Raw genomic sequence first — 25027 nt, 5'->3', positions numbered from 1 at the left:
CTAGGGCAGCACCCCGACATACCGCCGCCAGAACGGACCATTCAGCCAAGCCATCCGTCTCGTCCAAGCCAACCGACGCATCCGCCGCAACGGGCGTACTCGCCAGAGGCCTGATCAAGGCCCCAGGCCGGCCATGAGGGCGTCGAGGTTCCTGTCTATGAGCTCATGGGTCAGTGGTCCCTGAGTGATCAGGAACTGGAAGTACAGCGGGCCGGACAGGAGCGCCATCGCCAGGTCCAGATCGAGGTCGGGCGACAGCTGGCCCTGCTCCTGGGCCGCCTTCATCCGAGCGACGGTCTTGGCCGTTTGCGGGGCGATGAATCGCTCGTTGAGCGCGGCGGCGACCTGGGGGTCGTACTGGGCCTCGCCTACCAGGGCCTGATACAGCGGGCCGAAGGGCGGCTTGCCCAGCAGGTCGACGGCCGCGTACATCTGGTCACGCAGGTCGGCGACGATGTCGCCGGTGTCGGGGTAGTCCAGTCCGGGCTCGTTCAGCGACAGCAGCGAGTCGAGGAGCAGGGCTCCCTTGGACGGCCATCGACGGTAGATGGTGTGCTTGCCGGCGCCCGCGCGGGCCGCGACCGCTTCGATGCTGAGCTTCGCGTAGCCGAGCTCCTGGCCCAGTTCCAGCGCGGTCCGCATGATGGCCTCGGTCCGCTCGGCACCGCGAGGGTTGCGCGTGTCGGTCATACCGCCACCGTAACAGCACGGCACGTGCCGTTCTTGACAGTGCGCCCCGGACCCGACATTCTCTCTAACGGCACGGCACGTGCCGTGCCTGAAAGGGAATGCATGGACGCTGATGCGCCCGGCCGGATCAATCTCGACGAGGCCCGCAGCCGATGTCCCGCAGCCTCTGACTCACACCCTGAGGAGCCCCCCGTCATGACGAACCTGGCCATCGCAGCGATCGGGTTGCGCAAGTCCTATCCGGGCAAGGACGGCGACAAGGTCGTGCTGGACGGCATCGATCTGGCCGTCCCCGAAGGAACGATCTTCTCCCTGCTCGGCCCGAACGGTGCCGGTAAGACCACCACCGTGCAGATCCTGTCGACCCTGACCCCGGCCGGCGGCGGCACCATCCAGGTCGCCGGCCATGACCTGGCCCGCAAGCCCGACGATGTGCGTGGCGCGATCGGTGTCACCGGTCAGTACTCGGCGGTCGACAAGCTCCTCACAGGTGAGGAGAACCTGCTGCTGATGGCCGACCTGCACCACCTGTCCCGCCGCGACGGCAAGCACAAGGCCAAGGAACTACTCGAGCGATTCGACCTGGTCGAGGCCGGCGGCAAGACCGCCGCGACCTACTCCGGTGGCATGCAGCGCCGGCTGGACCTGGCGATGACCCTGGTCGGCGACCCCCGCCTGATCTTCCTCGACGAACCCACCACCGGCCTGGACCCGCGCAGCCGCCGCTCCATGTGGCAGATCGTCCGCGACCTGGTCTCCACCGGCGTCACCATCTTCCTCACCACCCAGTACCTGGAAGAAGCCGACGAACTCGCCGACCGCATCGCCCTCCTGGACCACGGACGCCTCATCGCCGAAGGCACCGCCGAAGAACTCAAGCGGCTCATCCCCGGCGGCCACATCCAGCTCACCTTCACCGACACCAAGCTGCTGGACGCGGCCCGTGACCTGGTCGGGGTCGGAGCCGCCGACCCCGAAGCGCTCACCCTGCAGGTGCCCAGCGACGGCGGTGTCCGCGCGGTCCGCGAACTGCTCACCCTGCTGGACGAACGCTCCATCGACGTCGCCGAGATGAGCGTCCACACCCCCGACCTCGACGACGTCTTCCTCACCCTCACCGGCCAGAAGCAGGAGATCACCCGATGAGCACCCTCACCCTCGCCGCACGCGACTCGTCCACCATGGTCCGCCGCCAGCTCAAGCGGATGCTGCGCTACCCGTCCATGACCATTCAGCTGATCGTGACACCCGTCATCCTGCTGCTGCTGTTCGTCTACGTCTTCGGCGGCACCCTCGGCGCCGGCCTCGGCGGCGGCCGCGGTGACTACATCAACTACGTCATCCCCGGCATCCTGCTCATGGCCGTGGCGACCGCCGCCACCGGAACCGCGGTCATGGTCGCCACCGACATGACCGAGGGCATCATCGCCCGCTTCCGCACCATGCGGATCTGGCGTCCGGCGGTCCTGACCGGCCATGTCGTCGGCGCCGTGATCCAGCAGGTCCTGGGCATGGTCGTCCTGATCGGCGTCGCCCTGGTCATGGGCTTCAGCCCGAACGCCACCGCCGTGGAGTGGCTGGCCACCGCCGGACTCCTCACCCTGTTCGTCATGGCCATCACCTGGCTGTCGGTCGCCCTCGGCCTCAAAGCCCAAACGCCCGAGGCCGCCAGCAACGCCCCGATGCCCCTGATCCTGCTGCCCTTTCTCGGCAGCGGCTTCGTCCCCACCGACTCCATGCCCACCGCCCTGCGCTGGTTCGCCGAATACCAGCCCTTCACCCCCATCATGGAAACCATCCGCGGCCTCCTCATGGGCAACCCCATCGGCAGCAGCGCCGCCATCGCCACCGCCTGGTGCACCGCCATCGCCCTCATCTCCTACCTCTGGGCCAAGAACACCTTCAACAAAGCCTGACCACGAACCGATGCCTGACCACGAACCAAGGCCTGACCACAGAACGGCCGAACAGGCCGCCGGCCCCCGACTCACGGGCCTGGCGGCCCGTTCGCATGTCGCCCCTTTCGCAGCCAAACCGGCCGGGATTGTCACCATGGCCTGCCACAATCGGCTCCCATGAACGCGACGTCCTTTTCCGCGCTTTTCGGCTCCCCCTCGGCCGCCCCCTTCGATGTCGATTGGGACATGGTCGAATCCTGGCTCGGTGTTCCCTTGCCCAGCGATTACAAGGCGGTGGTGTCCGCCTACGGTCCGCTCGACATCGGCGAGTTCATCTGGCTGCACGCCCCGTGCGTTCAACCAGGACGTTTCGACTACGCCACCTGGCTGAAGGGCACCCACCGCGACTGCCGCATCGCATCGCGGGACGTTCCGCCGTACGAGCCACCGGCCTTCCATCCCGCACCGGGCGGCCTGCTCGCGTGGGGAACGACGCGGGCGTGCAGCGAACTGTTCTGGGACACCTCGGCATCGGACGACCCTGATCAATGGCCGGTCGTGGTGTTCCACCGGGACGCCATGAACCGCGGCACGAGCCCCTGGCACATCTACGAGTCGTCGCTGCTCGAAACGCTCGCGGCAGTCGTCGGCACAGGACTCCCCCTGCCGGGCGGCGACACGCTGGGCCCGCTCCCGGCGACCGCAGAGCGGACGGCGTTCCTCCCCGACGCCGCCCCCTGGACGCCACCCGTACCCGAGCCCGAGATCGTCCCCGAAGCCCAGCGTCGCGCCGCACTGACAAACGGCACCGGTCTGGACGCCATACGCCTGCTCGCGCCACCACCAGAGGAGCCCTACCTAGGCGACGGCACCTGGGAGCAACTCTTCGACGCGCTCGGCACCCGCCTCCCCACCGAATACGTGACGCTGATCGAGCTCTACGGAGCCGGGTGCATGTCGAACTGGCTGAGGTTCGTTCCACCGACCCGCCACGGCACCAGCGGTCTGGCGCAGTACGTCGAATCGTCACTCGGGGACTACCGGGATCTGCGCGCTGAATTCCCCGAAGAACAGCCACTTCCAGTCTGGCCCGAGCCCGGAGGCTTCCTGCCCTTCGCGAACTCGATCGACGGTGACCAGCTGGGATGGCTCGTCCAGGGAGACCCCGACAGCTGGCCCTTGATCGTCTATCCCCGCCACAGCGACCAGGGCCCGCCCCTGCCCGGTGGCCTGGTCGACACCTTGCTGGACTGGTTGCGCGGACGCCTCACGACACCCGATTTCCCGGTCCTGGACGAGGACGACGACCCGCTCGACTTCATCGGCTTCGACTCTTGGAACGCGGAAGCCTACGACTGACCCCCCGCAACGTTCCCACAAAGAGAGGACCACCGATATGGGCACATGGGGCACCGGAGCGTTCGACAACGACAACGCTTCGGACTTCGCAATGACCTTGGACGAGCTGCCTCAGGAGCAACGGTATTCAGCGATAGGCGCAGAACTGGAAGCGGCGATCCACGAGGAGGGCCCTCTATACGGCGAGGTCGCCATCGCCGCCGCCGCACTCGTCGCCGCTCAGTGCCCGAACGGCGAACCCTGTGACGAAATCTATGGCCCCCAGAAGCCGCTACCGCGACTACCCACGGAGCTTCGCCTCCTGGCCCTCCAAGCCATCGACCGCGTGACCGGTCCCGACTCCTACCTGCCGGAACTGTGGGCTGAAGGCAGCAAGGACTCCGAGTGGCGGGCCGGAATGCATCGGCTCCGAACCGTCCTCACCGCAGCGCTAGAGCATCCGAACCAGCTGCCCCTCGCCCCGTAGCCGCGAGTCCCGTCCAGCCATCTCGTAGCACCGCCGTCACCAGCGGTGCTACGGCGCGTCGAGGATCGCACCGACAAGGTCGCCGACTGGATCGGCGCACTGCCCAGCCATCGGCCTGAATCCGCCCCAGTTACCTCGCGAGCCAGGGCGCTCTTGCCCACCCCCGCTCCCTCGGTCATCACAAGCCCGCCCGGACTCGCTGCCAGCATGGTCAGCGCGGCCCGCGCGTCCGCCTCTCTGACCAGGCCGGGCGGTCCGAGCCGCCGCACCTCTGGACTCATGTTCTGTTCGACAGACCCGCTGGGGTGCGGACGGCGTCGGACGGGCGGAGATCCTATTTCCGAAGTAAGGAGGTCAGCGGCGTAGTCGGCGGCCATGTTTCGACACCGGGCGAAAGGGATCGGCTGCACGCTGTTTTCACACACCACGTAAGGAGCAGGGAACATGACGGTGACGAACGTGGAGATCGAGCGCATCTTCCATGCGTGGGATGAGGCGCTCGGGGCCAAGGACGTCAAGGCGGCGGTGGCCCTCTACGCGCCCGACGCGGTGCTGGAGAGCCCGCTGATCCGCCATCACCTGGGCGTCGAGGAGGGGGTTCGACGCGGCCGGCAGGAGCTGCGTGCGTTCATCCAGATGGTGTTCGATCGGCAGCCGCCACAGCGCAAGCGATACCGCAAGGACTACTTCACCAACGGCCGGACGTTGATGTGGGAATATCCACGCTCGGCGCCCGACGGTGACCAGATGGACTTCGCCGAGGTGATGGAGATCGCCGAGGGGCTCATCCAGCACCACCGCGTCTACTGGGGCTGGTACGGCCTGCGCCTGCTCCACAGCGGCCACGAGTAGACCGGCCGCATCGGAAGATCGGGCGGCGATCCCAGGGCGGGGGCCGCCCGGTCACGGGCGTGACATATCGGATACCCCCACCGCTAGTCAGGCTTCCCGAACCCATCGACAAGCGTTGTGCTTCGAGCCATCCTCACCACAGCGCTGGAAGGCCCGAGCCAACTACTGCCACCACTCGGCCTGTAGCCGTACAGTCCCGTCCAGTCAGATCAGCGAAGCGATCCCACGCCGAACGGGACCGCAGGCTTGCACATCTCCCACAGCCAGGTACTCCTGACCACCGAAATCAGGCACGCGGCACAACGGATCTAGAAAGCGAGTCCAGACGCGGACGCTGAGGCGCTCTTCAGTACGCTGCCGGCGCGCTGCCGGTTCGCCGCGCGTCCTTCGACCGTATCGACCATGCCTCTGAGATCAGCCCTGAACAGCCGGTGCCGCGACAGTCTCGCTTGGCGGACTCCGAGGTTCAGGCACGCGTGCCAGTAACTGGTGTCGCCCCCCCCTTTCTGCCTGGGCCACATCGAGTGAGGCCCGGGAGAACGGGCATGCCTCCGCTCATCAGACTGCCCGCCTATAGGTCGCACGCTGACCTGGCCACCGACCTCCTACGAGCAACCCTGAGTGTCCCTAGACCACCCAGGCCGATCGCCTGCGACTTGCTCACCGGCTCTGCCCTCCGTGCGGTGCGCACGCCGGCCTTCATCAAACCTGCGCCTGCCGGTGGTGGTGACGAAGGCCCAGGGAGTGTGCCGAAGGTACTCTGACTAAGTACCCGCACCAACTCGACCGGAGGCACCAGGAGCCATGCACGCGCTGACTCTCCCATTGCCATCCGGCGACACCTGGACTCGGGCAGACTATGAGGCGCTGCCCGAAGACCTCCCAGTGCGCGTGAGCCTCATCCACGGAGAACTCGTCGTGAACCCACGGCCCCGTCCGATCCACCAGCGCATCGCGCGGCGTCTGGCGACCCGTATCGAAGACGCGGCCCCCGATGCCTGGCAGGTCGACACTGACGTGGACGTCCTCCTGGACGACGACGAAGTCGAACCGGTCGAGATCGCCCCCGACATCGTCGTGTACTCCAGCGAACACGACGCCTATGAACGTCCCATCGCCGCCGCGCTGGTCACCCTCGTGATCGAGGTGGTGTCACCCTCAACCAAGCGCAAGGACCGGCGCGTACAGCCGGCCCTTTACGCGGAAGCCGGAATCCGGCACTACTGGCGAGTGGAAACCGACCAGACGGCCCCGGCGTTCGCCGTCCATACCTATGAACTCGACGATGCCACCGACGCGTACGTCGCTACGGGTGTGCACCACGACCGGCTCACCGCGACTCTGCCGTTCGCTCTCGACGTCGACCTCAAGTCCGTCCGCGAGCGTTGACATCACGCAGTCTGCTCCAGCCACTCTGAGGTTCCCAGTTCGGCAGCCACGCGACCTGACCGAGATCATCGCCCCGCCGCTCGCGTTGACTCGTGGCGTCCGCCCTTCCAGGCCTGCAAGCAGGCGAACACGCCGCGAGTCAACGGGGCTGGGGCACCCCGGTGAAGCTTGGTCGCCACAGCACTAGCGGTCGTACGATCCCTGCTTGATCTGCGACAGCAGGGCGCCCAGCGCGTCTCGTTCCAAGCTCAGGAAGCCGCCCTCGGGATCCTTGGAGTCACGCACGGCGTTCATGACACCAAGCCGCGCGACCTCGACACAATCTGACTGCGTGGGCTGGCTATAGGAGCTCTTTCGCCACGCGGCGCTCTTCCAGGCTGACACCCTCACACAGGCCTCTCTCAGGTCATATCCGAGCCGCGATCTCATCGAGCATCGGGACTACCTCCACCATCCACATGAGGCACGCACTTACTCAGTTCGTGACGACCTTTCCGTTCTTGTCGACCCGGCTGCGCCCGAGCGGCTTCACGTTCGGATCGTTCGGCAGTGGCTGGTCGTAGAGCAGGACGTTGATTCCGAGACCGGTCGTGTACTCGATGTAGGCGCCCGTCGTCGCGTCGATGCCGAAGTAGCGGGAGCAGTCGCCCTCGCCGTAGTAGACCCCGTCCACCGCCGGCGCTTTGCGCACGACGCCGTATTCGTTGTTGCCCTGGCCTTGGTCCGGCGGCGTGAGGCTGACGCAGTAGGGAACCGGCAGGCCCTTGAAGATGTAATAGCCGAGCAGATCGCCATCGCCGTTCTGCAGGTAGACGTAGCTCAGCTTGCCGGGCTTGTTCCAAGTCTTGATCCAGAAGTTGGCGGTGTTGCGGGTCGGCGAGTAGGTCATGGTCTCGCTCGGCTGCTTCGCGACCAATTGATCGTACCCACCGAGGGTGCGCTTCTGCTCCTTCTTGCCGGAGCTCTCCGTACAACCGGAGAAAGTGATCACGACGGCGGTCGCGGCGGCGACCAGGAGGAGAATACGCCTCACGTGCTCGCGGGTGACGGTGAACTCGACGTGCATTGTGTCTCCTTTGTACTCAGACTGAGCTGGTACGGCAGCCCTGAGCTCCGGAACTTCCCCTCGGTCTTCTTCTTGGCGGCGTCCGCGTTGTATTGGTTGATGTTCTCCGCCCTGTTGTTCTCCAGCGCCGTGATCGACGCGTTGATCTGCAGGGCACGCGCATCGTCGGGTTTCGGTTTCGAGGCCAATTCGCGCCGCAGATTCCGCACCGAAGCCTCATCGGACTGCACTTGGGCGCAGAGGTCGTAGAAATGGTCGTACGCGGCGCGCCGGTGACTGCCGCTCTCGACCTGCTCGCGCATCTCGGTGGCGCCGCGCCACGGCGCCGTGGTCCGGGCGAAGAACCCCCAGCCGAACACGTACATGAAGCCGAGAGCAATGCCGACAACGAGTGCGACCACGCCTATCTTGAAGGCGACGCCGCCATGGCGGAGCATGTCTCTGGTGGTGTAGTCGATATCGTCTGACACGCGATACACCTTCCTTTGCCGCCAGGATCGAGCCCTGACCAGTGAACGCCGGCGATACGACAGCACTCCGGCCCGCTTGATGTCACCACAAGCAGCCTAGCCCTTTACCCTGACAGAAGTCACTGATGAAGTGCTTGGCACCCACGACGCGGGCTTTACGTAACCGTCCGTGCCCTCAGCCGCTCCCCGCGTTCATCGGCTCACCCGACCCCGTTGACTCGTGGCGTGTTCGCCTTACGGAGGGTTCTAAAGGGCGAACACACCACGAGTCAACCCCGGCGGGGCTTCGCGCGCTAGAGGTCGTACGAACCGTGCTTGATCTGTGTCAACAAGGTGGCGCAAGCGTCGCGATCCAACAGCAGGAAGCCACCTTCTGGGTGCTTTGAGTCACGAATCGCGTTCCCGATATCGAGGCGCGCCACCTCTACACAGTCGCCGCCCGAACTGCCACTACGAGAACTCTTACGCCAATCAATGCAGCCCAAGTCGCGTTCCACCATGCCAGCCTCCACTCCTAGTCACGCCAGCTCAGCGGCTGCCTTTTCGATCAAAGCTATCGACTTCCCGGGACTGAGCGCATCGGCTCGGAGAGAATCGAATGCCAGTCTATGTATCTCGATCTCAGCCCTCTTGTCCATCAAGAGTGCTCCTGCCCGGTTCTCGACGTACACGTATTCAGCCACCGCCGCCTCACCAAGGTCAAGCGTGAGAAGCGTGAACGGCCCGCTTACCGCAGGGTGGGCTCCGCTGATGAACGGCAGGACCTGTAGCTTCACGTTACGCTGCCGCGCCTTTACCTGAAGCGCATGGAGCTGTTCAGCCATGATCGAAGGACTGCCGACGGTCCTGCGCAGTACGGCTTCGTTCAGCACGATCCAGTACTGGACAGGGGCGTCCCCGTTCAAGATCGCCTGGCGGGCGAGGCGGGCTTCCACTCGTCCCTTGATCTCTTCATCGGAGGGCGGGCGAGGTTCGACGGACATGATCGCGCGTGCGTACTCCGGGGTTTGCAGGAGACCCGGCACCCACTCGCTGATGTAGGCGTGCACCTCTGTGGCCTCGGCTTCGAGGCCGAGGTAGGACTCGAAGCCTGGATGCAGGACGTCGCCGTATCGCTGCCACCAGCCGCGCTGACGAGCCGCCTTGGCAAGGTCCGTCTGCGGCTGGAACGGGACGTGATCGAGGACGGCAGGCTGGCCGTGTCGGAGACGGCCACGAACGCGCTCCGGTACGGGCGGGCGCCGGGTGACCGTCCACCGACCGCGCCTGAGCTGTGGATCTGGGCCCGTACGGTCCCCTCGGCTCAGCTCGTCGTCTCGCTCTTCGGGTGCGCTCGGATTTCGTACCCCCACGCCTCGGGGGCCGGGCTGCTCGACGAGTACAGCAAGGGGCTCGGGCTGCTCGGCGAGTTCACCGCCGAGTGGGGCAGCGCTCCGTCCCGTTCCCGGCTCGCCGAACGGGCCGTTCTCGGCAAGACCGTGTGGTTCGCGCTGCCGCTACCCGGAACCTGGCCAGGGCTCGGCCACAGGGTCCATCCGGGCACGGCGGCTCAATGCCTTCTTCTGGCGCTGATGAAGCGTGGCTTCCCCGGAACGCTCAGCAGTGACGACCGCGGGATCTCCGTCCTCGAACTGCCCGGCCTCAACGTCTGGGTTCATCGGAAGAACTTCTGCTGGCGCGACGGCCCCTCAAGCTGCGTCCGGCGCCCGCTGATCGATCTTCAGGAGACCGCCGAACACCTCGTTCGCGACCTGCTCGGCTCCCCCGCCCGCACTTCCTGACGCGTACCCGCGGTTCAGAAGCCCTGCGCCACGATCACCACGGCCTTGCTGCCGGCGATGCGGTCCTTGGCGATCTCCTGGTACTCCGCCGACGTCGCCCAGGCGTCGAAGGCGGCACGGTCCTTGAACGACATGAGCACGACCTTCTCGTACGCCCACTCGCCCTCGACGACGTCGGGCTTCTCGTCGGCGGCGAGCAGCCGTCCGTCGTACGCGGTGAGCACGTCCATGAACTTGGACGCGTACGCGTCGTAGCGCTCGCGGTCATGGATGGAGATCTGGGCCAGCGCGTAGGTCGTCATGGTTCAGCAACCTACCGTCGGTTCTCCGCAAAGAACCGATCTGCCGGTTGACCTCCGCGTTCTCCTGGTTTCTACTCTATGTGGTGGTTACGTGACAATGCGTAGCCAAAGCGGAAGGGGGCCGTTCCATGGAGTCCAGGGCTCGGAACATTCGCGCTCGGAACATTCGCGTCCTGACCTCGTCGTTCGCCACGATGGCCGTGCTCGCGCCGGTGGCGGTGTTCGCGCCGTCGGCGCTCGCCTCGCCGAGTCCGGCGCTCGCGCCGGTTCCGGCGGCGGCACCGGCGGCGGCCGAGACGCAGAGGCCGGCTCGGGTACGGGTGAAGCGCGCGTGGGTGAGGGGGAGGTACCTGCACGTGCACGGCACCGTCCGGTGCGACGCCAAGTACGACCGGGGCAGGCTGATCCTCATCGCGCAGCAGCCCGGCGGGCCGCATGTCGGGCACAAGCCGCTCAAGTCGCCGGGACGTACCAAGGTCCGGTGCGACGGCCGCCGGCACCACTGGAGCACGTGGCACTCCTCGCGCAGTCACGCTGACGCCAAGGGGCACTGGCGGCGGTACAAGCGGGTCTTCATCACCGGCATCCTGATCGGGCCCAAGCCGCCGCGGTACGTGGACGCCCGGGTCATCGCCCGCTAGAGGCCGGACGGGCGGGTGCCGATGACGTCGGACTCCTCCAGCTCCTTGACCTCGGTGTCGGTGAGGCCGAGCAGGCCGGTGAGGATCTCCCGGTTGTGCTGGCCGAGGGTGGGGGCCGGACGCGTGTTCCAGGTTCGGTGATCGCCGAGCCGGAACGGGAGGCCGAAGACGCGGTGCTCGCCCGCGACCGGATTCTCGACCCGTTCGAAGAAGCCGCGTGCGGCCAGTTGAGGGTCGTCGAACAGGCGGGCGCCGCCGATCACTTCGGCGGCCGCGATGCCCTCGCCGGTCAGGGCGGTGACGGCCTCGGACGGTGTACGGATCGCGCACCAGGCGTCGATCTCGGTGTCGATGCGGTCGTGTTCTGAACGTTGCGGGTCTGAACGTTCCGGAGTGATGCCGGTAAGGCCCGGGATCAGGGACGTCAGTGCGGACCATTGGGCGGCGTCGGTGACGGCGAGCGCTATCCAGGCGTCGTCACCGGCGCACCGGTAGATGCCCTGCGGGACGGCGCCGGGGCCTCGGTTGCCGTCGCGCATGAGGGTCGTTCCGTACGCGGAACGTTCGACGATCGCCTCGGCCTCGACGTTCAGGGCGGCCTCGACCATCGTCGCCTCCACCAGCTCGCCGCGTCCCGTACGGTCGCGGTGCTCCAGGGCGGCGAGGGTCGCGAACGCGGCGTGCAGTCCGGCGATCGGGTCGCACGCGCCGCGTGGGACCATCGGCGCGCCGCCGGCGGGGCCGGTCAGCCAGGCCATCCCGCCTGCCTGTTCCATCGTCTGGGCGAAGCCGACCCGGTCCCGCCAAGGACCGTCCAGTCCGAACGCGGGCATCCGTACGATCACCGCGCGGGGGTTGGCGGACCGCAGTGTTTCGGGATCGAGCCCGAGATTGCCGAGGACGCGCGGCGAGAAGTTCTCCATGACCACATCGCACTCGGCGGCGAGCCGCAGGGCGAGTTCGCGGGCCTTCTGCTTGCCGAGTTCCAGGGTCAGGCCGCGCTTGGTGCCGTTGCCGACCACGAAGACGTTGCCCGTCTCCCACCATCCGTCGGTCGAGGGCGGGCGCGTACCGGAGAAGCGCATCCCGTCGGGACGGCTCAGCCCCTCCACCTTGATGACGTCGGCGCCGAGCGCGGACAGCAGGTGGGTGGCCAGCGGGCCGGCCCAGAACGCGGTCAGGTCCAGGACCCGGATGCCGCGCAGCGGAAGGTCCCGGGGCCCTGGCCGCGGTACGGGGCGCGCAGGCACAGGGCGCGGAGGCACAGGGCGCGGGGGCACAGGGCGCGGAGGCACAGGGCGCGGGGGCACAGGGCGCGGAGGCACAGGGCGCGGGGGCACAGGGCGCGCGGACCAGGTCACCGTGTCGGCGCCGAGTCGTGGGGCCGCGGTGAGCGGGACGCCGCGGAAGTCCCCGATCCGGTACGGCACGCGCGGCTGGACGAAGCCTGCCGGGTTCTCGACGAAGACGCCCCTTTCCGCGAAATGGTCGATGGCCGTGACCGTTTCAGGGCTTCCGATGGGCGCGGCCGGTATGCGCATGGCCGCCGCGAGCTCCAGGATCTCGTCCGTGGTGTGCGCGGTGGTCCACTCTCGTACGGCCCGTCCGAACTCCTCGCGGCGCATCATCCGGCCGCGCGGGGTGGTGAGCTCGGCGTCGTCCAGCAGGTCGGCTCGGTCCATCAGGACCAGGAGGTCCTGGAACTGCTGCCCGGTGATCGTGCACAGGCCCACCAGCCCGTCGGAGGTGGGTTCGATGGACGGCAGTTCGATGCTGCGGCCGAGGATCGGCCCGCCGAGATCGGCCATGATCGCGTGGGCGCCGCCCATTGAGACGACCATCGATTCCAGGATCGACAGGTCGATCAGCGTTCCCTGGCCGTCCGCCTTCCGGCCGCGCAGGGCGGCGGCAGCGGCGGCCGCTGCGTAGGAGGCGGCGATCCACTCGCCGATACGACCGCCGGCCTGGGTCGGCGTACCGTCCGGGAGGCCACGTCCCGCCGCCGATCCGCACAGTGCCTGCAGCGTGAACTCGGTCGCCGGCCGTCCCGCTTCGACGTACGGGCCCGTCAGCCCGAACGGCGCCAGCGACACGACGACGATGCCGGGGTGCCGTTCGGACAGCGACCGGATCGCGGCGGGTGAGAGGCCCGCATTCTGGTCGAGGACGAGGACGTCGGTGCCCGCCAGGAGTCTCGGGGGCACGAGTTCCGGGGACTCGAGTCTCGGCGTCTCGTCCAGCGTCCCGATGACCGAGCGTTTGCCGGTGTTGAGGAACGCGAAGAGTGCGCTGTCCTCGCCCTTGAGGAGATGCGTCCCGGAGGCTGACCAGCGTCGCGTGGGGTCGCCGGAGGCCGGTTCCAGCTTGACGACGTCCGCACCTGCGTCGGCGAACAGCTTTCCGCAGTACGACGCGGGGATTCCGGCGCTGATTTCAAGGACACGAACGCCCGTGTAGGGAGCCTGTTCCACCATTACCTCCCGGCCGGGGCGATGTAGGGCCGGAAGTAGGGCAGCACCAGTCCGTCACCGACTTCGTGGAATTCGGCTTGGACGGGCATGCCGGCCTCGATCCGGTCCGGTTCGACACCGATCAGGTTGGTGACGACGTGGAAGCCCTCGTCCATCTCGACGATGGCCGGGGCGTACGGCACCTCGAACGTGGGAGTCACCGGGCGCCAGACGACGGTCCAGCTGTAGAGCGTGCCGCGTCCCGTACTGGCCTCCCAGCTCAACCGCGTGCCCAGACAGTCGCGGCAGACCTCCGTGGCGGGGGCATTGATGAAGCCGCAGTCGGCGCAGCGCTGGAACGCCAACTGGCCTTGGGCGCACAGGTCCCAGTACGCCTTGGAGACGGGCGTCGGCTCGGCGTGCGGGACCTCGTGTTTTTGGGGCTGCAGGTGCTGCGGCTGGATGTGTTGGGGCTGCGGGTGCTGGGGCTTGCGGAGGTCGCCCATCACGCGCCGTCCGTACCGAGCAGCGTCACATGGTTGAACAGCGCGCCCGCGCCACCGCCGCTGCACAGCGCGACCTCCGCGCCCTGCACTTGCAGGGGCCCGGCCTCGCCGCGCAGTTGCTGTACGCCGCGTACGACCCGCTGCAGCATCTGCGGCGAGGAACCGGCATGGCTGAACGACATCGTCCCCCCGTCGGTCGTCACCGGGAAGTCGCCGGTGATGTCGATCTGGCCGTCCTCCACGAACGGCCCGCCCTCGCCCGGCCCGCAGAACCCGAAGGCCTCCAGCTGCCGGATGATCTCGAACGAGAACGGGTCGTACAGCTCCAGCACATCGACGTCGGAACGGTCCAGGCCGGCCGTACGGAACGCGCGGTCGGCCGCCCGCCGCCCGATCTCGCCGTTGACCGGCCCGCCGCGCCGTCCGGCCAGATCCCAGCTCGGCGGGTACTGGTAGTGCGGCCCGTGGTAGTCGGCTCCGGCGCCGAGCACGTACACCGGCCGTTTCCGTACGTCCGGGAGCCGGTCGGCGGCGGCGATGACGAGCCCGCAGCCGCCCTCGGACGTCGTGGAGCAGTCGAGCAGGTGGAACGGGTCGGCGACCATCCGGGAGGCGAGGATGTCGGCGGGCTTGAACGGGCCCCGGCCGTGGTAGATCGCGTCGGGGTTCGCGTGCCCGTTGTTGCGGATGGTGGCCGCGACCCGGGCCAGCTGCTCGGGAGTCGTCCCGTACATCGTCATGTGCCGGCGGGCGATCAGCGCGAACTCGGCCGCCGTGAAGAGCCCGAACGGCGCGACGAACTCGTTCTCCGGCCGGGTCCAGGGCGCGGTGGACGCGCGGTCCACGTAGAGCCCGGCGACCGCGGCGGCGATCACGACGACGTCGGCCTGGCCGGCCTCGATCGCCGACACGGCCTCGGACACCGCGGTGATCCCGTACTGCCGGCCCATCCAGGCCGGGCCGAGGCGCAGATCGTAGATGAGGGACGCGGGATCGCGGTCGGCGATCACGCCGTCGACGTCACCGAGCGACAGCCCGGCGTCGGCCAGCGCGCCGCGGACCGCGTCGACGGTCAGGGTCCGGGTCGTGTACGTGTCGAGGCGGCGGGCCTGCGGGGTGTTGTAGACCCCGACGATCGCCGCGCGGGACCCGTTCACGGGCGCCCCCGCCGCGTTCGGTACGGCTCGCACGCTTCCATCCGATCACCCCTGCACATCGCCCATCCGCCACACCATCTGTCCCGCCCCATTCGGGACTAAATTCGGGACTATTAGACTCAGCAGCGCCTCGTGAGTCAACCGTACAGGGCCGTTTCGTCCCAGTTTGGGCACTAAACAGTCGGACTAACAGTCCTACTATTCGCCGGAGTTGTCCTCGCGCGGGCGCATGTGGCGGCGCCTGCGCAGCGGGCCCTTGCGCCTGTGCACCGCCAGCGAGGGCTGGTCGGGGGCGAAGTCGGCGATCCGGTCGCGCAGCTGCCGTACGTTGCCGTACTCGAAGTGCGCCGCGCGCAGCAGGTACTCGGTGACGGCCTCCTGGTAGCGCATCTCCTCCGCGCCCAACAGGCCGAGCTCGTCCTTGCGGCGGCGGCCCCAGACCAGATCGTCGATCTGCTCCTGGAGCTCGGCCAGCCGGTGGTCGAGCACCTTGACCAGCTCGTACGGCTCGGACGACGCGCCGAGGTAGACCCGCAGCAGCGCCGGGTTCTTGAGCACGACCGGCTCGTCCACCGGATGCCGCGACACCCATGCGGCCAGAACGCGCTCGCCGCGCTCGGTGGTCTGGTAGACCAGGCTCCGGCGTACCTTGCCGATCTCGACCTCGCGCTCGGTCACCAGCTCCAGCTCGCGCAGCCGGCGCAGCTCGCGGCGGATGTGGCTGACGGCGGGCGACCAGTAGAAGAGCTTGAGCGAGTAGTCGCAGCGGGTCTTGATCTCCGCCGCGGAGAGCTCCTCGTCGAGGTTGGCCAGGACGCCGAGGACGGCGTACGCGGTGGCGGGCAGCCCGCCCTCCGCGCCGTCCTCGGGACGATCACTCGCACTGGATCGGCCGGGCATGCGCCCGACCTTACTGAACCGCCCGTGGGCGGGCGGACGTATAGCTTGTGTCGCCGACACGACCGCGGAGGACGCTCTGACAACCGACAGCCGCCCGGAAACCGAGCCGGGCGAAGACGTCCTTGGTGATGTGGACGTCCCTGGTGATGTGGACGAGGACTCCGCCGGTGCGCCTAGAGGCAGGCGCCGATTCGTGGCGTGGGTGTTCAGTGCCCTGGCCTGCCTGCTGGTCCTGTTCGTTCTGCTCGCTCCGATCCGGGTCGGTGCCCTCGCGCCAAAGGCGTTCGCACGCATCCCGGTGGAAGCGCTGTTCGGGGTCTTCCTCATCCTCGTGCTGCCCGCACGCGCACGGCGGGTGGGCGCGGTGCTCGCCGGAGTGGGCCTCGGGGTGCTGGCCATCCTGAAGATCATGGACATGGGCTTCCTGGCGGTGCTCGCCCGGCCGTTCCACCCGGTGCTCGACTGGATCTCGATCGAGGCCGGCCTGGACTTCGTGAACGCCTCGGTCGGACGGGCCGGTGCGATCGGTGCCGTGATCGGTGCCGTCGTCCTGGCCGTCGGCCTGGTCGTCGTCATGACGGTGGCGATGCTGCGGGTGACCCGGCTCGTGGTGGAGCACGACGCCGTGGCGACCGCCAGCGTCTCGGTGCTCGCGGCCGTCTGGACGGTCTCCGCCGTGCTCGGCGCGCAGCTCGTACCGGGCGTGGAGGTCGCCTCCAAGAGCTCGGCCAAGGTGTCGTACTACCACGCTCGCCAGATACGGGCGGGCCTGCAGGACCAGAAGAAGTTCGCGAAGGAGGCGGGCGCCGACGCGTTCCGCGACGTTCCGGACGAACGGCTGCTGACCGCCCTGCGCGGCAAGGACGTCCTGCTCGCCTTCGTCGAGAGCTACGGGCGCGACGCGGTCGAGGACCCGGAGTTCGCGCCGCGGATCAGCGCGGTGCTCGACGCCGGAGACAGGCGGCTGCGCGCGAAGGGATACGCCTCGCGCAGCGCCTTCCTCACCTCGTCGACCGCGGGCGGCGGTAGCTGGCTGGCCCACGCCACCACGCTGTCCGGCGTGTGGATCGACAACCAGCAGCGTTACCGCAGCCTCGTCAGCAGCGACCGCATGACGCTCAACCGCGCCTTCCAGCGGGCCGACTGGCGGACGGTCGGGGTCGTGCCGGGCATCACCAAGACGTGGCCGGAGGGGGCGTACTTCGGGTACGACCAGATCTACACCTCCACCGACCTCGGCTACCGCGGGCCGAAGTTCAGCTGGGCCACCATGCCCGACCAGTACACGCTGTCGGCCTTCGAACGCCTCGAACGCGCGAAGAAGGACCGCGGGCCGCTGATGGCCGAGATCCCGCTGCTGTCCAGCCACGCGCCCTGGGCGTCGATCCCCCGGTTCATCGGCTGGAACGAGGTCGGGGACGGCTCGGTCTACAACTCCATGCCGGGAGCCGGCAACCTGCCCTGGCCCGAGCGGAGCAAGGTGCGCGCCCAGTACCGGAGCTCCATCGAGTACACGCTGAACACCCTGATCTCGTACGTGGAGACCTACGGCGACGACGATCTCGTACTCGTCTTCCTCGGCGACCACCAGCCCGCTCCGCTCATCACCGGAGAGGGCGCCGGGCGGGACGTACCGATCACGATCCTCGCGCGCGACCCGGCCGTACTGGACCGGATCTCCGGCTGGGGCTGGCAGGACGGCCTCAAGCCCGGCCCGCAAGCACCCGTCTGGCGGATGAACGCCTTCCGCGACCGCTTCCTGACCGCGTTCAGCCCGGAGGCACGAGGACAGGGAGGTTAGGGAGGACAGGTCAGCACGGAGGACAGGTCAGCAGACCTTGACGCTGGCGGTCCGTTCCGAACGGACCGGCTTCAGCAGGACCATCCGGTACGTGTGCGTGCCCGCCGTCTCCTCGCTCCGGGAGTTGGAGATGGTGAACTCCGGATAGGCGTCCCCGAGCGAGATCGGGTGGCCGCGCCCAAGGCGGCCGTCGAAGTAGAGGGCGAACTGGACGGCCACGCCCTGCTTACCTTCGATCCTGTACCTGAAGGGGAACGTCGCACCCTTGGCGTAGCACTTGCCCGACGACCCGACCGTGAAGTACGCGATCCGCGCGGCGGCCGGACCGGGCTGCGTGGGCGTGGAACCGCCCCCGCCTGCATCCCCGCTGCCACCTCCGGACCCACCCCCGGAGCCGGTGCCCGTGTCCGTACCGGTTCCCCCGCTCTTTCCCGGCTTGGTGGCCTTGCTCGATGGGGAGGGTTCGCCGGACTTCGCGCCGTCCTGTGCAGTCCCTGGCTTGGTGGCGGCGCCGGAGCCTGCGGTGCCTTGCGGGTTGTCGCTCGTACGGCCCGCAGCCTCCCCCATCCGTTCGCGCTCTTTCGCGGAGGCGCCGGAGGCGTCCGGCCATCCCGGCCAGACGAACACGCCCACGAGCACGATCAGCGCCACCACACCGGTCGACGCCGTACCCACCAGGACGGCGGTACCCCGCCGGGTCCGCTGCTTGTGTGCGCCCGCCCGTACCCCGCCGTCCATCACCGTCTGCGGACCACCCGGCCGTCGCGGTCCGTCGCCGGGCATCGGCAGCGCTGCGGCCGGAGCCTGCGGCATGGGAGCCTGCGGCGCCGTAGCCGGAGGCCCAGCAACCCGAGACTCAGGGACCGGCGGCGTGGGGACGACCGGCCGCCCGGCAGCCTGCGGCAGCCGCGCGGGAGTATTCGGTGACGATGTAGGGGCGCCGGTCGTCCAGGGAGGCGTCGAGGACCTGGGGGATGCAGAACGGGTCGACGAGACGGGCGGCGGCGATCTCCTTGGTGAAGCGCTCCCGGATGCGGGGATGGGACGCCAGGTCCTCGCGGAGCACCTTCACCGCGACGGGCGTCCCGTCGGGACCGAGCGGCTCGGTTTCCTGCATGGGACGAGGCTCCAGGTTACGGGAGAGGCGGGGTGCAAGGCACCTATTGGATCAAGCGCCCGTTGATCACGCCGTTCCGCCGGGGTGGTGAAGACCGGGCTAGAGAAGATCGGCGGGTTCTGGATATCGTCGTCGATCGAGGAGTCCCGACCCCCATCCGGCCCGGGCCACTGGGCCACAAGACCGCTGAGCCGCAAGACCACAGGCCGCAAGACCACCGGGCCAAGGCAGGTGAACCGGCGTCCGTACCGAGCGAGAACGAGAGCCGAGCCTGGCCGCCCGGCTGTTCCGGCTTCGCGGGGTTCCGGCGCGGGTCCGTGCGCTGACGGCGCTCGTCCTGCCGGTACTCACCGTCCTATATGTGGTCACGGGCATGGCCATGGCGGACGCGAGGGAGGCGCTGCGGGCCATCGGGGATGACGAGGGCCCGAAGGTGGTCGCCACCGCCGATGTGCAGCTCGCGCTCAGCGATATGGACGTCGAGGTGGCCAACTCACTGCTGACCGGTCGGGAGGACGGCTGGCTCTGCGACCCGGACCAGGACGACAGCGGCTGCGTCCGGGAGCAACCGCGCTACCGCTACGACATCCGCCGCGAGGACGCCCAGCGGGCCGTGCTCCAGGCCGCGCGGCTGGCCGAGTCCGACCCGGTGCGCATGCGGACCGTTCAGGCGCTGCTGGACGGGTTGCACCGGTACGACCAGCACGTGCAGGCGGCCATGCGGCACGGCAGGAGCGCGGAACACGCGTACGGAGCGCTGCCCCCCGACGCGGCCAAGGAGTACCAGGCCGCGGGCAAGCTGATGGCGGAGGAACTGCTCCCCAAGGCGAGCAACCTCATCCTGGGCGGCAAGGCCATCATGGAGACGACCTACGGGGACGAGCGTTCCGGGGTGCAGGCGGGACGGACCCGGGTGGTGGTGCTGGGCCTGGCCGCGATCCTGGTGCTGGCGGGTCTCCAGATCTACCTCGCCATGCGCTTCCGCCGGACGCTCAACCTCTTCCTCGCCGCCGCGACGCTGGGCACACTCGTCCTCACTGTGGCGAGCGCGTCCCTGCTGGCAACGGAGGCCGACCAGTTGCGGGCGGCCAAGGAGAACGGGGTCGATCCGGCTCTCACGCTGGCGCGGGCACAGTCGGTCGTCAAGACCCTGCACGCCGACCGCAGCCGCTATCTACTCCTTCCGGCGCAGGCCGATCGGAACGACCAGACATACCTGGAGAAGTCCCAGACGATCCTGTACGTCCCCGACGCGCTGGACCCTGCGGCCTACTACGCCGGGTTGGAGCGGCAGTCCGCGAAGCCCGGCGGTGTCGGCCGGGGCGGGTTCTATGGCGCGCGCGCCCGCGAGTCCGGCTCGCTCCTGGAGAGCTACCTCGCGTACCAGCAGAACGACAACCGCGTCCGCGCACTCGCCGAGGCCGGGCAGCGTGGCGCCGCCGCGCGGGCCCATCTGGACCAGGAATGGTCTCACCTGCCCCATCCCCGTTTCCGAGAGCACGTGGAAGGACTCGACGGCCGCATCAGCCAGCACCAGTACACCGCCGCCCGTACCGTCCTGGACGGTGAACGCGCCCTGGCGGCATGGACGTGGTTGCGCCCGCTGTCAGCCCTGGCCATCGCCGCGCTCGTGGTGGCCGGGGTCTGGCCGCGGCTCTCGGAGTACCGCTGAGACCGGAGTACCGCTGAGACTGGGGAAGGAGCCGCCATGCGGACCAGCCGGATCGCCACCGCCCGGAACGTCACCGTCGCCATCGTGGCCGTCCTGGCCATAGCCGCATCCGTAATCTTCTACAGCGCCGGTGACGGCGCGACCCCCTCGGTCACGGGCAAGGACAGGCTGACCGTCGGCGTCTCCGCCGATCTGCCGGGACTGGGGGCGCGTAAGGCGGACGGTACGTTCGAGGGCTTCGACATCGACGTCGCCACGTACATCGCGGGCAAACTCGGGGTCGGCAAGGACAGCCTCTGGTTCCGGACGGCCTCCCCCGGCGGATGGGAGAAGGCCCTGCGGGAGGGGGCCGTCGACATGGTGGTCGCCGCCTACCCGATCACTCCGGAACGCACCGGCAAGGTCACCTTCGGCGGGCCCTACTACGTCGCCCACCAGGACATCGTCGTCCGCGAGCGGGACGAGACGGTCAAGAGCGTCCGGGACCTGCGCGGCAAGCGGCTGTGCCAGGTGGCCGGCTCCGACTCCTGGCGGCGGGTGACGCAGGAGCGGAAGGTGGCCGCGACGCTGGTACCGGCCCGCTCCTACGCCGAGTGCCTGCAGGAGCTGGCGAAGAACCGCGTCGACGCCGTGTCGGCCGATGACCTGGCCCTCGCCGGGCTCCTCGGCGCGAGCGACTCCGGCGCCAGGCTGGTGAACGCGCCGTTCAGCAACGAGCGGTACGGGGTCGGCCTCCGGAAGGGTGACCTGGAGGGCTGCCAAGCCGTCAACCGGATCATCACCGAGATGTACCAGAACGGAGCCGCCGAGACCCTGCTCGGGGAACGGTTCGGAGCGGTGGACATCGAGCTCGCCACGGCCGTCCCGCAGTTCGAGGGCTGCGCCTGAGGATCGCCCTCGGCACCGGCCGTACCGGTGCATAACCGTACCGGCGCATAAGCTGCCAGAAGGCGGCGGGAAAGCGGATTGTCGGTGGCGGGCGCTACCGTCGATCCGCGCATTCGTAGGCTGTTCGGAGGCGACTCGCAGGGCCCGATTCGCAGGCCCACTCGTGGGGCTTCCAGAGGCCAAGGGGAGACGGTAGCGACCATGACATCCGCACTGATCGGCCGGGAGCATCCCGCCGCGGTGCTGGACGCCGAGATCGAACGGGCGGCCACCAGCCACGGCGGGCTCGTCCTGGTCACCGGCGAGGCCGGGATCGGCAAGACGGCGCTGGTCACCGATGCCGGGCAGCGCGCCAAGCGGCAGGGCGCCATGGTGCTCGGCGGCTCCTGCTGGGACTCGGCCGGCGCCCCCGGCTACTGGCCGTGGACGCAGGTGGTCCGGGCGCTGCGGCGAGCCGCCGGACCCCAGGACTGGGCCAATGTCCAGGAGACGGCGGGCGACGAGCTGGCGGTGCTGCTGGGCGAGGCACCCGACTTCGGTCCCGGCAACGGCACGGGCGAGTTCCGCCTGTACGACGCCGTCACGACCGCGCTGGTGACCGCGTCCCAGCGGTGGCCGGTGGTCGTGGTGCTCGACGACCTGCACTGGGCCGACGCGGCGTCGGTCCGGCTGCTGGAGTTCGCGGCGCGGCACACCTGGTTCGAGCGGCTGCTGCTGGTCGGTACCTACCGCGACGCCGAGGTGGAGCCCGCCGACCACCCGCTGCGGCCGCTGCTGGGCACGCTCGCCGCCAAGGCCACGATGGTCACGCTGACCGGGCTCGGCGCCGCCGAGGCGGGCCTGCTGATGAGCCGTACGGTCGGCCGCGAGCCCGACCCCGGCCTGGTCGCCGAGGTGCACCGGCGCACCGGCGGCAACCCGTTCTTCGTGGAGCAGACCGCCCGGCTCTGGCAGGGCGGCGGCACCGTCAGCACGATCGCGCCGGGCGTGCGCGACGCCGTGCAGCGCCGGCTGTCCCTGCTCGCACCGCCGGTCGCGGAGCTGCTGACCTCGGCGGCCGTGCTCGGCCGGGAGTTCCACCGCCGGGTGCTGGCGGCGACCACCGACATCCCCGTCCCGCACGTCGACCGGCTGCTCGACCAGGCGGTCGCCGCGCGGCTGATGACCGCCCTCGGCGGCGGCCGGTTCGCGTTCGCCCACGACCTGGTCAGGGAGACGCTGTACGACGCGCTCGGCGAGGACGAGGCGAGCGCCGCGCACGCGGGCGTCGTCCGGGCCCTCGACCGCTCCCCCGCGCTCGCCGAGCGGATGCTGCCGGCCGAGGCCGCCCAGCACGCCCACCTCGCCGGCGACCGGATCGACCCGATGCGCGCGGTCGAGCTGCTGAAGACCGCCGCCGACCGCGCCTCGTTCCGGATGTCGGTGGAGGAGGAGGCGGCCGTCCACCTGCGCCGCGCTCTGGAACGGCTCCCCGCCGACCGGGTCCGCGAGCGCGTGCTGATCATCCTGGATCTCGGTCGCGCGCTCCGGCACGGCGGCGATCCCACCGCCGCCCAGGAGTGCTTCAAGCGCGCCGTCGAGCTGGTCAGGACGCTGGACGATTCCGAACTGCTCGGCCGGGTGGCGCTGGCCTCCTACCGGTTCGACCATCCCGGCGAGGGCGCCGCCCTCCTGGACGAGGCGCACCGCGACCTCGTCCGCGACGGCGCCCCGGCCGCCGCCCCGCTCCCCCGCGTCCAGCTCGCGCAGGAGCTGGCCGCCAAGATCGCCGTGCTGGCCCGGCAGGGCGACGACGACGAGGCGCTGACGTTCGGCCTCTGGGCACGCCATGACACCCTGCTCGGCCTGGGCACCGCGCCCGAACGCGAGGCGATCACCCGGGAGCTGGCCGATCTCGCCCGGCGCTCCGGTGACCGGGGGACGGCCACGTTCGCCACCTCGTTCCGCTGGGTGGCGCTGCTGGAGCAGGGCGATCCGCGCTACCTCGACGCCTACCGCGACTTCGTCGCCCTCGCCGAGGACGAGGGCACCTCGACGTGCACGCTGGCCTCCATTGTCGACCAGGCCATCATCAACACCGCGCAGGGGCGCTTCGAAGAAGCCGAGGCCCGGATCGCCGCCTTGCTCACGAGCGGCGAGGACGGCTCCGACCAGGAGTTCGGCTACATGGGCACCCATCTGCGCTGGGCGCTCGACGTGCTGCGCGGCAGGTTCACCGAGATCGACGACCTGCACCGTTCCCTCCGCGAGCAGGGGTACCCGCAGGCCGAGCTGCTGGAGGGCATCGCCGCCGTACAGCGCGGTGACACCGGCACGGCGCTGCGGCACCTGGCCGCGATCGGTGACCAGGACCAGCCGTACTCGCGCACGGTCGAGCCGCTGTGGCTGCGGTTCCTGGCCCAGACCGCCGCCGCCTCCGGCGATCCGGAGCTGTGCGAGCGCGCCCGCACCGCCCTGCTGCCGTACCAGGACCTGTGGGCGGTCGCCCTGTTCGGCTGCGACATCAGCGGCCCGTTCGGCCTCTGGCTCGGCCTGATCGACGCCGCCCAGCAGCGCTGGGACGACGCGGTCGCGCGGCTCACCGCCGCCTACCGCTCGGCCGACCGGCTGCGGGCCCGACCCTGGTCGGTCGAGGCCCGTTCGCGGCTCGGCGAGGTCCTGGCCGCCCGCGCCGCCCCCGGCGACCGCGGCACCGCCCGCACGCTGCTCACCCAGGCGTCCGACGAGGCCGCCGAGATGGGCATGCAGCACGTGGCCGACCGTACCCGCCGCGCACTCGCCGGCCTGGGCGCGCCGACCGAGCCGAACAGCCCAAACAGCACAGCCGGCCCAGGCGGCTCAGCCGGCCCGGCGAAACCCGAGCCGGACGCCCGCGTGTTCCGCTTCGACGGCCGGGTCTGGGCCCTGACCTTCGCCGGCCGTACGGTCCACATGCCCGACGCCAAGGGCCTGCGCGACCTGCACGAGCTGCTCGGCAGACCCGGCGCCCAGATCCCCGCCGCCGCACTGCTGTCCCCCGAGGGCGGCGAGGTCGTGACGGCGTCCCGCCGGATGGGCGGCGACCCCGTCCTCGACGACGAGGCCAGATCCCGCTACAAGAAGCGGCTCCAGCTCCTGGACGAGGAGATCGACAGGGCCACCGGCCTGGGCGATGACCGCCGGGCCGCCGCGTACGACCAGGAACGCGCCGCCCTGCTGGAGGAGCTGCGCGCCGCCGCCGGGCTGGCCGGCCGCGTCCGCCGCCTGGGCGACGGGGCCGAGCGCGCCCGCAAGACCGTCACCGCGCGCATCCGCGACACCCTCCGCAAGCTCGACCAGCACCACCCCGAGCTGGCCGCCCACCTCCGCGCCACCATCTCCACCGGCGCCACCTGCACCTACCAGCCCGAACATGACCACCCCGAACCTCACCAGCCCGAACCTGACCAGCCTGGGCCAGGTGCACCCACCGTGCACGCTCCCTGGCGCCTGTGACCTGACCGGGCCATCAAGGCTGTGGACAGTGGCGGATCGCGCTTCCCCCTATCCAGAGGCTGCGGCTGTCTCCTTGTCCAGGGACTGTCTCGAGGTGGCCTCAGCCACCGCGCGAGCGCGCTACCTGGCCGGTGAGGCAAAGCCGAAG

At 69.4% G+C, this 25027-nt stretch carries 25 protein-coding genes; 12 read left to right on the top strand and 13 right to left on the bottom strand.

What is annotated here, in order from left to right:
- Nucleotides 1–114: 114 nt before the first annotated feature.
- Nucleotides 115–690 (bottom strand): TetR/AcrR family transcriptional regulator, encoded by a 576-nt coding sequence (locus ACH34Q_RS41615; RefSeq protein ID WP_395988721.1) that lies wholly within the window; start codon nucleotides 688–690, stop codon nucleotides 115–117.
- A 195-nt stretch (nucleotides 691–885) separates the two neighbouring features.
- On the opposite strand from ACH34Q_RS41615, the gene ACH34Q_RS41610 reads away from it, so the two are divergent.
- The 6 genes from ACH34Q_RS41610 (at nucleotide 886) to ACH34Q_RS41585 (ending at nucleotide 6654) form a co-directional block, all read left to right on the top strand.
- Nucleotides 886–1836 (top strand): ATP-binding cassette domain-containing protein, encoded by a 951-nt coding sequence (locus tag ACH34Q_RS41610; protein ID WP_395988720.1) that lies wholly within the window; start codon nucleotides 886–888, stop codon nucleotides 1834–1836.
- The gene (locus ACH34Q_RS41605; protein WP_395988719.1) at nucleotides 1833–2606 is read left to right on the top strand and encodes an ABC transporter permease; all 774 of its coding nucleotides are present in this window, start codon (nucleotides 1833–1835) and stop codon (nucleotides 2604–2606) included. Before ACH34Q_RS41610 ends, ACH34Q_RS41605 begins: the two co-directional genes overlap by 4 nt.
- A 159-nt stretch (nucleotides 2607–2765) precedes the next feature.
- Complete coding sequence (locus ACH34Q_RS41600) at nucleotides 2766–3947, top strand: hypothetical protein (RefSeq protein ID WP_395988718.1); 1182 nt, start codon at nucleotides 2766–2768, stop codon at nucleotides 3945–3947.
- Between the two features lie 37 nt (nucleotides 3948–3984).
- On the top strand, nucleotides 3985–4413 hold the full coding sequence (locus ACH34Q_RS41595) for a DUF4259 domain-containing protein (protein WP_395988717.1): 429 nt from the start codon (nucleotides 3985–3987) through the stop codon (nucleotides 4411–4413).
- 444 nt (nucleotides 4414–4857) lie between these two features.
- A complete protein-coding gene (locus ACH34Q_RS41590; protein WP_395988716.1) occupies nucleotides 4858–5265 on the top strand; it encodes a nuclear transport factor 2 family protein in 408 nt (135 codons plus the stop codon).
- Between the two features lie 804 nt (nucleotides 5266–6069).
- Nucleotides 6070–6654, top strand: coding sequence for a Uma2 family endonuclease (locus tag ACH34Q_RS41585; protein ID WP_395988715.1), 585 nt, complete (start codon nucleotides 6070–6072; stop codon nucleotides 6652–6654).
- Between the two features lie 183 nt (nucleotides 6655–6837).
- On the opposite strand, the gene ACH34Q_RS41580 is transcribed toward ACH34Q_RS41585, so the two are convergent.
- The 5 genes from ACH34Q_RS41580 to ACH34Q_RS41560 all read right to left on the bottom strand — a co-directional run bounded on the left by ACH34Q_RS41580 (nucleotide 6838) and on the right by ACH34Q_RS41560 (nucleotide 9239).
- Nucleotides 6838–7083 carry a DUF397 domain-containing protein gene (locus ACH34Q_RS41580; RefSeq protein ID WP_395988714.1) on the bottom strand — a complete coding sequence of 82 codons (246 nt, stop codon included), beginning with the start codon at nucleotides 7081–7083 and terminating at the stop codon, nucleotides 6838–6840.
- Nucleotides 7084–7129: 46 nt separating this feature from the next.
- On the bottom strand, nucleotides 7130–7720 hold the full coding sequence (locus tag ACH34Q_RS41575) for a hypothetical protein (RefSeq protein ID WP_395988713.1): 591 nt from the start codon (nucleotides 7718–7720) through the stop codon (nucleotides 7130–7132).
- Nucleotides 7684–8190 carry a hypothetical protein gene (locus ACH34Q_RS41570; RefSeq protein ID WP_395988712.1) on the bottom strand — a complete coding sequence of 169 codons (507 nt, stop codon included), beginning with the start codon at nucleotides 8188–8190 and terminating at the stop codon, nucleotides 7684–7686. Before ACH34Q_RS41570 ends, ACH34Q_RS41575 begins: the two co-directional genes overlap by 37 nt.
- Nucleotides 8191–8483: 293 nt before the next feature.
- Entirely contained in the window at nucleotides 8484–8690 is a 207-nt protein-coding gene (locus ACH34Q_RS41565; protein WP_395988711.1) for a DUF397 domain-containing protein, read from the bottom strand.
- 18 nt (nucleotides 8691–8708) lie between these two features.
- Entirely contained in the window at nucleotides 8709–9239 is a 531-nt protein-coding gene (locus ACH34Q_RS41560) for a DUF5753 domain-containing protein (protein WP_395988710.1), read from the bottom strand.
- On the opposite strand from ACH34Q_RS41560, the gene ACH34Q_RS41555 reads away from it, so the two are divergent.
- On the top strand, nucleotides 9234–9971 hold the full coding sequence (locus tag ACH34Q_RS41555; RefSeq protein ID WP_395988709.1) for a hypothetical protein: 738 nt from the start codon (nucleotides 9234–9236) through the stop codon (nucleotides 9969–9971). The genes ACH34Q_RS41560 and ACH34Q_RS41555 overlap by 6 nt on opposite strands.
- Nucleotides 9972–9985: 14 nt before the next feature.
- Here the strand turns inward: ACH34Q_RS41555 and ACH34Q_RS41550 are convergent, their stop codons facing one another.
- A complete protein-coding gene (locus ACH34Q_RS41550; protein WP_395988708.1) occupies nucleotides 9986–10273 on the bottom strand; it encodes a DUF1330 domain-containing protein in 288 nt (95 codons plus the stop codon).
- A gap of 128 nt (nucleotides 10274–10401) precedes the next feature.
- Here ACH34Q_RS41550 and ACH34Q_RS41545 point away from each other — a divergent pair, with 128 nt between their 5' ends.
- Nucleotides 10402–10914 (top strand): hypothetical protein, encoded by a 513-nt coding sequence (locus tag ACH34Q_RS41545; RefSeq protein ID WP_395988707.1) that lies wholly within the window; start codon nucleotides 10402–10404, stop codon nucleotides 10912–10914.
- Here ACH34Q_RS41545 and ACH34Q_RS41540 read toward each other — a convergent pair.
- From ACH34Q_RS41540 to ACH34Q_RS41525, 4 genes are all read right to left on the bottom strand, one after another.
- Nucleotides 10911–13385, bottom strand: a complete 2475-nt coding sequence (locus ACH34Q_RS41540; RefSeq protein ID WP_395988706.1) for a CaiB/BaiF CoA transferase family protein — start codon at nucleotides 13383–13385, stop codon at nucleotides 10911–10913. The two genes, ACH34Q_RS41545 and ACH34Q_RS41540, sit on opposite strands and share 4 nt — an antisense overlap.
- 2 nt (nucleotides 13386–13387) lie before the next feature.
- Complete coding sequence (locus tag ACH34Q_RS41535) at nucleotides 13388–13870, bottom strand: Zn-ribbon domain-containing OB-fold protein (protein WP_395988733.1); 483 nt, start codon at nucleotides 13868–13870, stop codon at nucleotides 13388–13390.
- Nucleotides 13870–15060 carry a thiolase family protein gene (locus ACH34Q_RS41530; RefSeq protein ID WP_395988705.1) on the bottom strand — a complete coding sequence of 397 codons (1191 nt, stop codon included), beginning with the start codon at nucleotides 15058–15060 and terminating at the stop codon, nucleotides 13870–13872. Before ACH34Q_RS41530 ends, ACH34Q_RS41535 begins: the two co-directional genes overlap by 1 nt.
- A gap of 165 nt (nucleotides 15061–15225) precedes the next feature.
- Nucleotides 15226–15927 carry a hypothetical protein gene (locus tag ACH34Q_RS41525; RefSeq protein WP_395988704.1) on the bottom strand — a complete coding sequence of 234 codons (702 nt, stop codon included), beginning with the start codon at nucleotides 15925–15927 and terminating at the stop codon, nucleotides 15226–15228.
- A 193-nt stretch (nucleotides 15928–16120) separates the two neighbouring features.
- Between ACH34Q_RS41525 and ACH34Q_RS41520 the strand changes: the two genes are divergently transcribed.
- Entirely contained in the window at nucleotides 16121–17728 is a 1608-nt protein-coding gene (locus ACH34Q_RS41520; protein ID WP_395988703.1) for a sulfatase, read from the top strand.
- A gap of 27 nt (nucleotides 17729–17755) precedes the next feature.
- On the opposite strand, the gene ACH34Q_RS41515 is transcribed toward ACH34Q_RS41520, so the two are convergent.
- Complete coding sequence (locus ACH34Q_RS41515; RefSeq protein ID WP_395988702.1) at nucleotides 17756–18541, bottom strand: hypothetical protein; 786 nt, start codon at nucleotides 18539–18541, stop codon at nucleotides 17756–17758.
- 43 nt (nucleotides 18542–18584) lie between these two features.
- Nucleotides 18585–18845, bottom strand: coding sequence for a hypothetical protein (locus ACH34Q_RS41510; protein ID WP_395988701.1), 261 nt, complete (start codon nucleotides 18843–18845; stop codon nucleotides 18585–18587).
- Nucleotides 18846–19218: 373 nt separating this feature from the next.
- Between ACH34Q_RS41510 and ACH34Q_RS41505 the strand changes: the two genes are divergently transcribed.
- From ACH34Q_RS41505 to ACH34Q_RS41495, 3 genes are all read left to right on the top strand, one after another.
- The gene (locus ACH34Q_RS41505; protein ID WP_395988700.1) at nucleotides 19219–20517 is read left to right on the top strand and encodes a hypothetical protein; all 1299 of its coding nucleotides are present in this window, start codon (nucleotides 19219–19221) and stop codon (nucleotides 20515–20517) included.
- 36 nt (nucleotides 20518–20553) lie between these two features.
- Nucleotides 20554–21405: a transporter substrate-binding domain-containing protein gene (locus ACH34Q_RS41500; RefSeq protein ID WP_395988699.1), complete on the top strand. Its 852-nt coding sequence runs from the start codon at nucleotides 20554–20556 to the stop codon at nucleotides 21403–21405.
- A 201-nt stretch (nucleotides 21406–21606) separates the two neighbouring features.
- Nucleotides 21607–24879, top strand: coding sequence for an ATP-binding protein (locus ACH34Q_RS41495; RefSeq protein ID WP_395988698.1), 3273 nt, complete (start codon nucleotides 21607–21609; stop codon nucleotides 24877–24879).
- The last annotated feature ends 148 nt before the right edge of the window (nucleotides 24880–25027 follow it).

The sequence above is a fragment of the Actinomadura sp. 9N407 genome (assembly GCF_044326315.1).
GTDB lineage: Bacteria > Actinomycetota > Actinomycetes > Streptosporangiales > Streptosporangiaceae > Spirillospora.
Note: the sequence above shows the minus strand (reverse complement) of the source record. Positions and strands in the feature narration are given on the sequence as shown.

What these genes read in the sequence shown, in the direction of transcription:
- ACH34Q_RS41615 (WP_395988721.1), bottom strand. Translation starts at nt 690, where the DNA reads ATGACCGACACGCGCAACCCTCGCGGTGCCGAGCGGACCGAGGCCATC.
- ACH34Q_RS41610 (WP_395988720.1), top strand. Translation starts at nt 886, where the DNA reads ATGACGAACCTGGCCATCGCAGCGATCGGGTTGCGCAAGTCCTATCCG.
- ACH34Q_RS41605 (WP_395988719.1), top strand. Translation starts at nt 1,833, where the DNA reads ATGAGCACCCTCACCCTCGCCGCACGCGACTCGTCCACCATGGTCCGC.
- ACH34Q_RS41600 (WP_395988718.1), top strand. Translation starts at nt 2,766, where the DNA reads ATGAACGCGACGTCCTTTTCCGCGCTTTTCGGCTCCCCCTCGGCCGCC.
- ACH34Q_RS41595 (WP_395988717.1), top strand. Translation starts at nt 3,985, where the DNA reads ATGGGCACATGGGGCACCGGAGCGTTCGACAACGACAACGCTTCGGAC.
- ACH34Q_RS41590 (WP_395988716.1), top strand. Translation starts at nt 4,858, where the DNA reads ATGACGGTGACGAACGTGGAGATCGAGCGCATCTTCCATGCGTGGGAT.
- ACH34Q_RS41585 (WP_395988715.1), top strand. Translation starts at nt 6,070, where the DNA reads ATGCACGCGCTGACTCTCCCATTGCCATCCGGCGACACCTGGACTCGG.
- ACH34Q_RS41580 (WP_395988714.1), bottom strand. Translation starts at nt 7,083, where the DNA reads ATGAGATCGCGGCTCGGATATGACCTGAGAGAGGCCTGTGTGAGGGTG.
- ACH34Q_RS41575 (WP_395988713.1), bottom strand. Translation starts at nt 7,720, where the DNA reads ATGCACGTCGAGTTCACCGTCACCCGCGAGCACGTGAGGCGTATTCTC.
- ACH34Q_RS41565 (WP_395988711.1), bottom strand. Translation starts at nt 8,690, where the DNA reads ATGGTGGAACGCGACTTGGGCTGCATTGATTGGCGTAAGAGTTCTCGT.
- ACH34Q_RS41550 (WP_395988708.1), bottom strand. Translation starts at nt 10,273, where the DNA reads ATGACGACCTACGCGCTGGCCCAGATCTCCATCCATGACCGCGAGCGC.
- ACH34Q_RS41545 (WP_395988707.1), top strand. Translation starts at nt 10,402, where the DNA reads ATGGAGTCCAGGGCTCGGAACATTCGCGCTCGGAACATTCGCGTCCTG.
- ACH34Q_RS41535 (WP_395988733.1), bottom strand. Translation starts at nt 13,870, where the DNA reads ATGGGCGACCTCCGCAAGCCCCAGCACCCGCAGCCCCAACACATCCAG.
- ACH34Q_RS41525 (WP_395988704.1), bottom strand. Translation starts at nt 15,927, where the DNA reads ATGCCCGGCCGATCCAGTGCGAGTGATCGTCCCGAGGACGGCGCGGAG.
- ACH34Q_RS41515 (WP_395988702.1), bottom strand. Translation starts at nt 18,541, where the DNA reads ATGCCGCAGGCTCCGGCCGCAGCGCTGCCGATGCCCGGCGACGGACCG.
- ACH34Q_RS41510 (WP_395988701.1), bottom strand. Translation starts at nt 18,845, where the DNA reads ATGCAGGAAACCGAGCCGCTCGGTCCCGACGGGACGCCCGTCGCGGTG.
- ACH34Q_RS41505 (WP_395988700.1), top strand. Translation starts at nt 19,219, where the DNA reads ATGGCCATGGCGGACGCGAGGGAGGCGCTGCGGGCCATCGGGGATGAC.
- ACH34Q_RS41500 (WP_395988699.1), top strand. Translation starts at nt 20,554, where the DNA reads ATGCGGACCAGCCGGATCGCCACCGCCCGGAACGTCACCGTCGCCATC.
- ACH34Q_RS41495 (WP_395988698.1), top strand. Translation starts at nt 21,607, where the DNA reads ATGACATCCGCACTGATCGGCCGGGAGCATCCCGCCGCGGTGCTGGAC.